This is a genomic window from Paraburkholderia sp. SIMBA_054 (assembly GCF_046534875.1).
GTDB lineage: Bacteria > Pseudomonadota > Gammaproteobacteria > Burkholderiales > Burkholderiaceae > Paraburkholderia > Paraburkholderia hospita.
Genome location: NZ_JAWRXV010000355.1, coordinates 1 through 365 on the forward strand (window position 1 = coordinate 1; position 365 = coordinate 365).

General features: G+C 68.2%; 2 protein-coding genes. One reads left to right on the forward strand and one right to left on the reverse strand.

Features of this window, described 5'->3' with window-relative positions:
* A partial coding sequence (locus SB822_RS55460) for a hypothetical protein (protein WP_410858890.1) occupies positions 1 to 191 on the forward strand: 191 nt, incomplete at its 5' end.
* Positions 192 to 202: 11 nt separating this feature from the next.
* Here SB822_RS55460 and SB822_RS55465 read toward each other — a convergent pair.
* Positions 203 to 365, reverse strand: a 163-nt coding sequence (locus SB822_RS55465; RefSeq protein WP_410858891.1) for a 3-hydroxybutyrate oligomer hydrolase family protein, incomplete at its 5' end; no start/stop codon positions are given.

Sequence of the window (365 nt, forward strand, 5' to 3'; positions counted from 1 at the left end):
GCGCGCGCGTAGTAGACGCCTTCGTCCGCATGGCGAGCCCGGCAATCGATATGAAAATGCCTGTAGTCGAACTGCATCGGTTGTCCTCTGAACGCTTGATGCCGATCACCCGTAGCATCGCCCGTACCCGCTGCGGATTCAATGCGGCGCTCACCCGCGCGACGCGGGGCCGCGCCGCGTCACGCGAGTGAGTGGACCCGCATCAGTTCGGCACGTTCACCGCGCCGTTTGCGACCGTGATCGCATTGCCGCCAGGGCTCGTCGCGATTGCCGGCAAGTTCGCGGTCGTCAATGCGGGCGCGGCGCCCGGCGTGCCGCCGCGCGGCACCGTGTGAACCACTTGCGAAGGCGGCAGCGGCGTGCCG